Annotated in this window: 8 protein-coding genes; all 8 read right to left on the bottom strand. The window is 66.6% G+C overall.

Going from position 1 to position 9,532, the window contains the following annotated elements; genetic code table 11:
• Nucleotides 1-1,170: primosomal protein N' family DNA-binding protein (locus HMPREF0298_RS12435; RefSeq protein WP_006840248.1), on the bottom strand; the 1,170-nt coding region annotated here is incomplete at its 3' end.
• Between the two features lie 96 nt (nt 1,171-1,266).
• The gene (gene metK, locus HMPREF0298_RS06080; RefSeq protein ID WP_006840247.1) at nt 1,267-2,517 is read right to left on the bottom strand and encodes a methionine adenosyltransferase; all 1,251 of its coding nucleotides are present in this window, start codon (nt 2,515-2,517) and stop codon (nt 1,267-1,269) included.
• A gap of 67 nt (nt 2,518-2,584) precedes the next feature.
• Nucleotides 2,585-3,802 carry a bifunctional phosphopantothenoylcysteine decarboxylase/phosphopantothenate--cysteine ligase CoaBC gene (gene coaBC, locus HMPREF0298_RS06075; protein ID WP_006840246.1) on the bottom strand — a complete coding sequence of 406 codons (1,218 nt, stop codon included), beginning with the start codon at nt 3,800-3,802 and terminating at the stop codon, nt 2,585-2,587.
• A gap of 78 nt (nt 3,803-3,880) precedes the next feature.
• Nucleotides 3,881-4,210 carry a DNA-directed RNA polymerase subunit omega gene (gene rpoZ / locus HMPREF0298_RS06070; RefSeq protein ID WP_006840245.1) on the bottom strand — a complete coding sequence of 110 codons (330 nt, stop codon included), beginning with the start codon at nt 4,208-4,210 and terminating at the stop codon, nt 3,881-3,883.
• Nucleotides 4,211-4,217: 7 nt separating this feature from the next.
• Nucleotides 4,218-4,808, bottom strand: a complete 591-nt coding sequence (gmk, locus tag HMPREF0298_RS06065) for a guanylate kinase (RefSeq protein ID WP_040422577.1) — start codon at nt 4,806-4,808, stop codon at nt 4,218-4,220.
• Between the two features lie 4 nt (nt 4,809-4,812).
• The gene (gene mihF / locus HMPREF0298_RS12185) at nt 4,813-5,136 is read right to left on the bottom strand and encodes an integration host factor, actinobacterial type (RefSeq protein WP_040422753.1); all 324 of its coding nucleotides are present in this window, start codon (nt 5,134-5,136) and stop codon (nt 4,813-4,815) included.
• Nucleotides 5,137-5,367: 231 nt separating this feature from the next.
• Nucleotides 5,368-6,177: an orotidine-5'-phosphate decarboxylase gene (gene pyrF, locus HMPREF0298_RS06055; protein WP_006840242.1), complete on the bottom strand. Its 810-nt coding sequence runs from the start codon at nt 6,175-6,177 to the stop codon at nt 5,368-5,370.
• A complete protein-coding gene (gene carB / locus HMPREF0298_RS06050) occupies nt 6,178-9,519 on the bottom strand; it encodes a carbamoyl-phosphate synthase large subunit (protein WP_006840241.1) in 3,342 nt (1,113 codons plus the stop codon). It lies immediately after the preceding gene.
• Nucleotides 9,520-9,532: the final 13 nt, after the last annotated feature.

The following is a 9,532-nucleotide window of genomic DNA, read 5'->3' as shown; positions in this document are numbered from 1 at the left end:
GCACGACCCGCAGGCCAGTGCCTGCACGTACCCGCTGCGCGGCACCTGGAAGAGCACCGGCGCCCCTCGCTCCAGGGCCTTCGTTGCTGCCGCGAAAGCCACCGAGGGCAGTCGCGCCTGGCGGGCGCGGGGGTCGCGCTCGAGGGCGAAGTCCGAATCGCCGGCGGCGTGGATCAGTGGCGAACGCGTGCGCAGGGTGCTTCTCGACGCCACCAGCTCGTGCATCCACCCCGTGGACACCAGCAGCTGCGTCTCGGCGGTCCGCGAGTGGCCGCCAATGACGAGGCACGCCTTTTGCTGCGCGGCGCGGGTGGTCAGGACTTCGCGCGCGTGCACGTAAGGCGCTCGCGGGTCGACCAGCGAGTCATCGCCGTCGTGCATGAGAACGATCAGGCGCAGGTCGTTGACCGGGGCGAACGCAGCCGAGCGAGTGCCGACGACCAACCTGGCCTGGCCGTGGAGGATCGACAGGTAGCGCGAGTAGCGCGCCTGCGGGCCCTGCGCCGCCGTGAGCGTTGTCACCTGCCGCGCCCCGACGTGTTCGCGCAGGGCCGTCTCGCACGCATCGACATCACGCTGGTCGGGAACGACGATGAGTACGCCGCCGCCGGTCGCGGCGACCTTGGCGGCCAAGGCACTGACCGGGTTGGCCCACCTTTCCCCGGGCGCAATCTGCCACGCCGCGCGGGCGACGCGTCCTTCGAGGACTGCGTCCACGAACGATTGGCCGTGCTCGTAGGTACTCCAGGCCGAGAGGTCGGGCTCAGTGACCTCGCCGAGCTCATCCCAGGCGGTGGTGGTGTCGGTTTCCTCGGCCTTTGCGTGGCGGGCGGGGATGGCGGCCCGGTAGATGTCGGAGCGCACGCCCGCGTAGCGGGCGCTGAGGGCGTCGACAAGCGTGCGAAGCTCCTCGGGGGCGACGAGTTCGCCGCTGATGACGCGCTCGATGAAACGCAACTCGCCGCCGTGTTCCGACTCTGTGCTGCGATTCGTGACGATGGCGTCGACCAGCCGGCCGGCAAACCGCACGCGCACGCGCACGCCGGGCACCGCGGCGAGCGCGTCGGCCTCGGTGACAAGGTAGTCGAACTCCCTGTCCAGGTGCGCCAGCCCGAGGAGCGGAAGCACCCGCACCACCGGCAGGTCGGCGGCGCCGGGTGAGTCAGTCATGGGGCTTGATTCTAGTGTGGGTGCGCTTGGGTGCACAGCAGTGCACAGCAGTGCACAGAAGTGCACAGAATCGCCGACGCGACCTGCCGAGGCGGACTAGAGCGCGGCGCGCGCGGCCTCGGTCAGGGCGTCGACCTTGTCCAGGCGCTCCCACGGCAGGTCGATATCGGTGCGGCCGAAGTGGCCGTAGGCGGCGGTTTGCGCGTAAATCGGGCGCTTCAGGTCGAGTTCCCTGATAATCGCGTCGGGGCGCAGGTCGAAGACCTCCTGCACCGCCTGCTGAATGCTCAGATCGGTGTGGCCGTCTTCGGCCGTGCCGAAGCTCTCCACGTACAACCCGACCGGGTTGGCCCGGCCGATCGCGTACGCCACCTGTACCTCAACTCGGTCGGCGAGGCCCGCGGCGACGATGTTCTTGGCCACCCAGCGCATCGCGTAGGCTCCGGAGCGATCCACCTTTGAGGGGTCCTTGCCGGAAAACGCGCCGCCGCCGTGGCGTGCCATGCCGCCGTAGGTGTCGACGATGATCTTGCGCCCGGTCAGGCCCGCATCGCCCATCGGACCGCCGACCTCAAACGTGCCGGAGGGGTTGACCAACAGCGTCGTGTCCGAGTTGTAGAACCGCCCCAGTCCGGCGTCCTCGATGACCCACTCGACCACCTTGGTGCGCACGGCCTGTTCGAGTTCGGGGCGGAGGAACTTCGGGTCGTGCTGGGTGGAGATCACGATAGTGTCCAGGTGCACGGGGGTGTCGTCGTCGTAGGCGAAGGTGACCTGGGTCTTGCCGTCCGGGCGAAGGCCCACGACCTCGCCCATTTTGCGCACCTGCGCCAGGCGGCGGGACAGCCGGTGAGCCGTCGAGATCGGCAGCGGCATGTACTCGGGCGTTTCGTTGGTTGCGTAGCCGAACATCAGGCCCTGGTCACCGGCGCCGGATTGCTCGGATTGCTCAGTGGCGCGGTTCTCGCGGACCTCCTGGGAGTTGGTCACGCCGTGGGAAATTTCCTCCGACTGCTCGCCGATGGCGATGTTGACGCCGCAGGTACGGCCGTCGAAGCCGACCTCGGAGGAGGTAAACCCGATGCCGACGAGCTTCTCGCGGACGATTTTCGCGATGTTGGAGTACGCGTCGGTGCTGACTTCGCCGACGACATGGACCTGCCCGGTGGTCACGAGCGTCTCGACGGCGACGCGTGCGTCCGGGTCCTGGGCGAGCATGTCATCCAGGATGGCGTCGGAGATCGCGTCGCAAATCTTGTCGGGGTGGCCCTCAGTGACCGACTCGCTGGTAAAGAGGCGGTGGAAGGTCTTCTTCTGCTCGCGCTGGGTGCTGGAGGGTGTAGACAAGGCGGTCTTTCCTTTGGTTTGGGAAGTAACTCCGACCAATATAGACCAAGCTGTCTAATTTGCCAAACTACTTGTTCCCGCGCTCGATGACGTCCCACATCCGCGCCGCCACGACCTGCTTCGGCCCGTCCGGGATCTCCACCTCGGAACCGTCGGCACCCAGCAGCCAGCCGCTGTTGCGGGGCTGGCCGAACACTGCTCCCCCGGCGACGGAATTGACCATCAGCATGTCCGCCCCCTTGCGCTTGAGCTTTGCCCTGCCGTTGTCGAGCACGTTGTCGGTCTCGGCGGCGAAGCCCACGATCCTCGCCGCGGTCTGCCCAGCCTCCCGCTTGTCGACGAGCCCCCGCAGCACATCCGGATTCTCCACCAGGTCGATCCTGGAAAGCGCGTCGGAGTCGCTACCCTTCTTCAGCTTCGAGTCCGACGCGGCTTGCGGCCGGAAATCCGCGACCGCGGCGGCCATGATGATGATGTCGGCCGCAGCAGCGCGCTCGTTCATCGCGGTCTCGAGTTCGCGCGTCGAGCTCACGCGCACCACCTCGGCCCCTGGCGGGGTGTAGAGCTCGTCGGTGTCGCCGGCGACCAAGGTCACCTGAGCGCCCTTTTGCGCGGCGATTTCGGCAAGAGCGAATCCCTGCCGACCCGAGGAATGGTTGCCGATAAACCGCACCGGGTCGATGTTCTCCTGCGTCCCGCCCGCGCTGATCAGGACGCGCTGGCCCTCGAGGGCGCGGCCAAACGGACCCGTTTGCGCCACGGTGCGCGACAGCTCAGCGATCTGCGCAGGCTCCAGCATCCGCCCCGGACCGCTGTCCGCCCCGGTGAGGCGGCCGTGGGCCGGCTCGAGCACCGTGATGCCACGATCGCGCAGAGTTTTCACGTTGGCCTGGGTGGCGGGGTTTAGCCACATCTCCGTGTGCATCGCCGGGGCAAGCACGATGGGGCATGTGGCCACCAGGATGGTGGAGGTCAGCAGGTCGTCGGCGCGCCCGGCGGCGATGCGGGCCATGACGTCTGCCGTCGCCGGGGCGACGACGATGAGATCCGCCTCTTGGCCGACGCGGACGTGCTGGACCTCGTCGACACGCGTGAACACGCCGGAGTCGACCGGGTTGCCGGAGAGGGCTTCGAACGTCGCCGCGCCGACGAAGTTCAACGCGTTGTGCGTGGGCACCACCCGCACGTCGTCGCCGCCTTCCTTGAAATCCCGGATCAGGTGGCAGGCCTTATACGCGGCGATGCCGCCGGCCACACCGACGACGACGTTGCGGGGTTGTGTCATGAGTCCGAAGTCTAGCCCACAGGCAACGCACAACGAGGCCGCACCCTTGTAAAAAGGCACGGCCGCTGTGTCAGGCTCCTAGTGGCCTTCTTCGTGCTCCAAAAGACCGGTCTGGATCTCGCGCAGGGCGATCGAGAGGGGCTTTTCGCCCGCCTGGGGGGTCACCAGGGGGCCGATGAACTCGAAAACTCCCTCGTCCTGCTCCTGGTAGTAGCTGTTGATCTGGCGTGCGCGCTTCGCGGCGAAGATCACCAGCGCGTACTTCGACGACACCTTGCCCAGAAGCTCATCGATCGGGGGCGCGGTGATGCCCTCCGGGGTGTCGTAGACGAGGCTGTCGTCGCGCTGCGCGCTGTCGGCAGTGGCGGAGTCTGTCTCCGCCGTCAGGTCGTTGCTTACGTTGCTCAAAATGAACCTACTCGTTGTTGTTGTTGGGTGTGCTCAGCAGAATGTCCGCTATCGCCGACACTGCGTCGTCGACGTTGTCGTTGACCACGACACGGTCGAACTCTCCTCGAGCCTCCAGCTCCCCGCGCGCCGTAGCGAGACGGCGCTCGATGACCTCAGGCGACTCGGTGCCACGGCCCGTCAGCCGCTCGACCAAGACCTCCCACGACGGCGGCGCAAGGAACACGGTGTGCGCCTCCGGAAGCAGGGCCTTGATGTTGCGGGCGCCGACCAAGTCAACCTCGATCAACACGGGGCGACCCCCATCGAGCGCGTCGCGCACCGGGCCCGCGGGCGTACCGGAGCGCTGCAACCCGCCATGGATATCCGCCCACTCAAGCATCGCTCCGGCGTCGATGTGGCGCTGGAACTCCTCGGCGGTGACGAAGAAGTAGTCTTCGCCATCGACCTCGCCGGGGCGCGGGCCCCGGGTGGTCATGGACACCGAGAAATAGAGGTTAGGAACGTCAGTGCGCAGACGATGGACAACCGTGGACTTCCCCACTGCGGAGGGGCCGGCCAGTACGACTAGCCTGCCCCGCGGCGTCACGTCTGCCACTTTTTTACGCCTCAGAGAAGCCGAAGCGCTCCAGCAGGGCGCGACGCTGGCGCTCGCCCAGGCCACGGAGGCGACGGGTCTGAGCGATCTCGAGCTCCTCCATGATCTCGCGGGCCTTGACCTTGCCCACCTTCGGCATGGCCTCGAGAAGCGCGGAGACCTTAGTCTTGCCAATGATCTCGTCGGAGTCCGCCTTGTCCAAGACGTCCTTGAGGTTGGTGTCGCCGCGCTTGAGCGAGGCCTTGAGCTCTGCTCGCTGCTTGCGTGCCTCGGCAGCCTTTGCGAGTGCTTCCTTGCGCTGCTCATCGGTCAACTTGGGAAGGGCCACGGATTCCTCCATTTGTAGTAGTGAAAATTTTTGCTAGCGGGCCACGTGAATATTTACCCGCCGGGATTAAATCCCAACGGTGCAACTCGCTGATTCACGGCTCAGTGTAACACCGGGCCAGCTTATCGACGGTAAACGTGGCTGCATAGGCGCGTATTTTACCACGTCACCTCGACGACGCACTTAAACTACCAGGCTTTTTCACCCACGCCGAATACGGCCCCGCGTTTTCTAGCGTTTTACCAGCTCGATCGCGCGTTTGCGCAGCTCATAGACATCGGGCCCGGCGGCGAGTACGGAGCGCGACACGTTCGGGAACACCAGGTGGGCCACGCTGCCGGCAACACGGGTGACGTCGTCAAGCGTGGCGCCCTGGGCGCCCACTCCGGGCATGAGGACGGCGGCGTTGAGCCCGTCGAGACGAGGCGGGTGACCAACGGTCGCCCCCACCACGACACCAACGTGTCCCACCTCTCCCGGAACGTGTGAGCGGTTGAACTCGCCACAGGCGTCGACCATCTGCTGGGCGATGCTCACCCCGCCGACGCTCTGGGATTGGAACTGCTCGGCCTCCGGGTTGGAGTTTGCGGCCATGACGAACACGCCCTTGCCGCCCGTCCGGGCGAGGTCGAACGCGGGGGTCAACGAACCGACGCCCAGGTAGGGCGTCAGCGTCACCGCGTCTGCCTCCAGTGGCGAACCGGCGGCCAGCCACGCGTTGGCGTAGCCCTCCATGGTGGAGCCGATGTCGCCACGTTTCGCGTCTGCGACGACCACACTGTCGGACGCCCGCAGGGCCTGGAGCACCTCCTCGAGCACCGCGTAACCCGCGGAACCGAAGCGCTCGAAAAACGCCACCTGCGGCTTAACCAGTGCGACGTGGCCGGCGAAAGCCTCCACGCAGATCATGCTGAACTCGCGCAACCCCGCGGCGTCATTGCCCAGCCCCCACTGCTCAAGCAACGCGGCGTGGGGGTCGATGCCGACGCAGAGCCGCCCGAAGCGCTCGCCTGCGTCGAGGAGCTTGTCGCCGAACCCCATTTACTGCCCGCCTGCCGGGTTGTGGTCGAGCTCCTGCAGGCTCATGACGGTGACCTCGTTGTCGCGAATCGCCTCGATGCCCTGGACTGCGGCGACGACACCCTGGACCGTGGTGACCAGCGGGACGTTGTTCGCTGCGGCGGTGGCGCGGATCTCGTAACCGTCGTGGCGCGCTCCCGCGGACCCCGCCGGGGTGTTCAGGATCAGGTCGATCTCGCCGCCAGCGATGCGCTCGACGATCGAGGCGCCCTCGGCCCCGTCACGGACCTCGGAGGCCTTCAGCGCGACCTCGCAGTCGATGCCGTTGCGGCGCAGCATCGATGCCGTGCCGACGGTGGCGACGATGGTAAAGCCCATGGTGGACAGGCGTTGGATGGGGAAGATCAACGAGCGCTTGTCGCGGTTGGCCACGGAGACGAACACGGTGCCCTCTGTGGGCAGCTCGCCGAACGCGGCGGCCTCCGCCTTCGCGTACGCCACGCCGAAGGACGGGGCCAGGCCCATGACCTCGCCGGTGGACTTCATCTCCGGGCCGAGGATGGTGTCGAGCACCTCGCCGGCGGGCGTGCGGAAGCGGGTAAACGGCAGCACCGCTTCCTTTACCGCGATCGGGTGCTCCAGCGGCAGCGCCCCGCCGTCGTAGTCTGTCGGCAGCATCCCCTCGTCCTTGAGCTCGGCGATCGTTGCGCCCATCATGATGCGCGAGGCCGCCTTGGCCAGGTGAACGCCCGTGGCCTTGGACACGAACGGCACGGTGCGCGAGGCGCGAGGGTTGGCCTCGATGACGTAGAGGATGTCGTCCTTGAGCGCGAACTGGACGTTCATCAGGCCCCTCACGCCAATGCCGTGGGCGAGCGCCTCGGCGGAGCGGCGCACCTTCGCGATGTCCTCCGGGCCAATCGTCATCGGCGGCAGAGCGCACGAGGAATCGCCCGAGTGGATGCCCGCCTCCTCGATGTGCTCCATCACTCCGCCGAGGTAGACCTCGGTGCCGTCGCACAGAACGTCCACATCGATCTCGATGGCGGAGTCGAGAAAGCGGTCCACCAGCACCGGGTGATCGGGCGAAAGCTCGGTCGCGCGGTTGATGTAATCTTCCAGGCTCGCGTCGTCGTAGACGATCTCCATGCCGCGGCCGCCGAGGACGTAGGAGGGGCGCACCAACACGGGGTAACCGATGCGGTCGGCCACCTCGCGGGCCTCGGCAAACGACGTCGCCGTGCCGTAGGCCGGCGCCGGCAGAGCCGCGGCGTCAAGGACCTTGCCGAACTCCCCGCGGTCCTCGGCCAGGTCGATGGCCTCGGGTGAGGTGCCCACCACCGGCACGCCGGCGTCGGCAAGCTGCTGCGCCAAACCGAGCGGGGTCTGGCCGCCGAGCTGGACAATCACGCCAGCGACGTTGCCGGAGGCCGACTCGGCGCGGTAGATCTCCATGACGTCTTCAAAGGTCAGCGGCTCGAAGTAGAGGCGATCTGCGGTGTCGTAGTCCGTGGAGACGGTCTCCGGGTTGCAGTTGACCATCACGGTCTCGTAGCCGATGCGCGACAGCTCCAGCGCCGCGTGGACGCAGGAGTAGTCAAACTCGATGCCCTGGCCGATGCGGTTCGGGCCGGAGCCCAAGATGATGACCTTGTCTTTGCCGGAGGCCGCAATCTCGCTCTCGGCAGCCTCGTCGTACTCGTACGACGAGTAGTGGTAGGGGGTCTGGGCCTCGAACTCACCAGCGCAGGTGTCGACGGTCTTGAACACCGGGTGCACGCCCAGCGACAGGCGCAGCGAGCGAACGCCGGCCTCGCCGGCCAGCTCGGGGCGCAGCGCGGCGATCTGGGCGTCGGACAGGCCGTAGACCTTCGCCTCGCGCAGCAGCTGCTTGTCCAGCACTGGGGCGTCGATAAGCTCTTGGCGGAACTCAACGAGCGCGGCGAGCTCGGCGAGGAACCAGGGGTCGATGTGGGAGGCCTCGTGGACCTGCTCGATGCTCGCGCCGAGGCGCAGCGCCAGTTCGACGTCGTACATGCGCTTGTCCGTCGGGATGCGCAGGTCCTCGAGCACGGCATTGACATCCGTCTCGCGGCCGGGCGCGAAGTAGGAGTCCGGCCGGGTCCAAAAGCCGTTGGGCTTGTCCTCCATCGAGCGCATCACCTTGTTCAGGCCCTGGATGTAGTTGCGCCCGATGCCCATTGCTTCGCCCACGGCCTTCATGGAAGTGCCGAGGGTCTCGTCCGCGCCCGGGAACTTCTCAAACGCGAAGCGCGGCATCTTCACAATGACGTAATCCAGCGTCGGCTCGAACGCGGCCGGGGTAACACCGGTGATGTCGTTGGTGATCTCGTCGAGGGTGTAGCCAATCGCGAGCTTGGAGGCGATCTTCGCAATCGGAAAACCGGTCGCCTTCGAGGCCAGCGCCGAGGAGCGCGACACGCGTGGGTTCATCTCGATGGTGATGATGCGACCATCAATCGGGTTGACCGCGAACTGGATGTTGCAGCCGCCGGTGTCCACGCCGACCTCGCGGATGATCGCGATGCCCTGGTCGCGCATGGTCTGGTACTCGCGGTCCGTCAGGGTCAGCGCCGGGGCGGCTGTGACGGAGTCGCCGGTGTGCACGCCGAGCGCGTCGACGTTTTCGATCGACGCGATCACCACGACGTTGTCGTCGCCGTCACGCATGAGCTCGAGCTCGAATTCCTTCCAGCCCAGGATGGATTCTTCGATAAGCACGTTGGCCTCCGGAGAGGCTTCGAGCCCGCCGCCGGCGATGCGGTTAAGGTCGTCCATGGTAAACGCCAGGCCGGAACCGAGCCCGCCCATGGTAAACGACGGGCGTACCACGACCGGCAGGCCGAGCTCGGCGACGGCGTCGTGCACCTCGTCCATGGTGTGGCACACGCGTGACCGCGCGGACTCGCCGCCGATCTTGGCCACGATGTCTTTGAACTTCTGGCGGTCCTCGCCGCGCTCGATGGCGTCGATGTTCGCGCCGATGAGCTCGACGCCGTGCCTGGCCAAAATCCCAAGACGGTCGAGCTGGATCGCGGCGTTGAGCGCCGTCTGCCCGCCGAGGGTGGCCAGGATCGCATCGACGGGGTGGCCCTGCTCCGCCTCGCGGGCGAGGATTTTGTCAATGTATTCCGGCTCGATCGGCTCGACGTAGGTGTGGTCGGCGAACTCCGGGTCGGTCATGATCGTCGCCGGGTTGGAGTTGATTAGCGTGACCCTTAAGCCCTCGTCCTTGAGCACGCGGCACGCCTGGGTGCCGGAGTAGTCGAACTCGCAGGCCTGCCCAATCACGATCGGGCCGGAACCGATAACCAGGACGTGGTTGATGTCTTCTCTCTTCATGTGAGTTTTCCTC

Origin of the sequence: Corynebacterium lipophiloflavum DSM 44291 (assembly GCF_000159635.1) — a bacterium.
Taxonomy (GTDB): Bacteria; Actinomycetota; Actinomycetes; order Mycobacteriales; family Mycobacteriaceae; genus Corynebacterium; species Corynebacterium lipophiloflavum.
Note: the sequence above shows the minus strand (reverse complement) of the source record. Positions and strands in the feature narration are given on the sequence as shown.

Excerpts from the sequence above, each read along its gene's own strand:
- coaBC (WP_006840246.1), bottom strand. The coding sequence starts at position 3,802 with ATGACACAACCCCGCAACGTCGTCGTCGGTGTGGCCGGCGGCATCGCC.
- pyrF (WP_006840242.1), bottom strand. The coding sequence starts at position 6,177 with ATGGGGTTCGGCGACAAGCTCCTCGACGCAGGCGAGCGCTTCGGGCGG.
- carB (WP_006840241.1), bottom strand. The coding sequence starts at position 9,519 with ATGAAGAGAGAAGACATCAACCACGTCCTGGTTATCGGTTCCGGCCCG.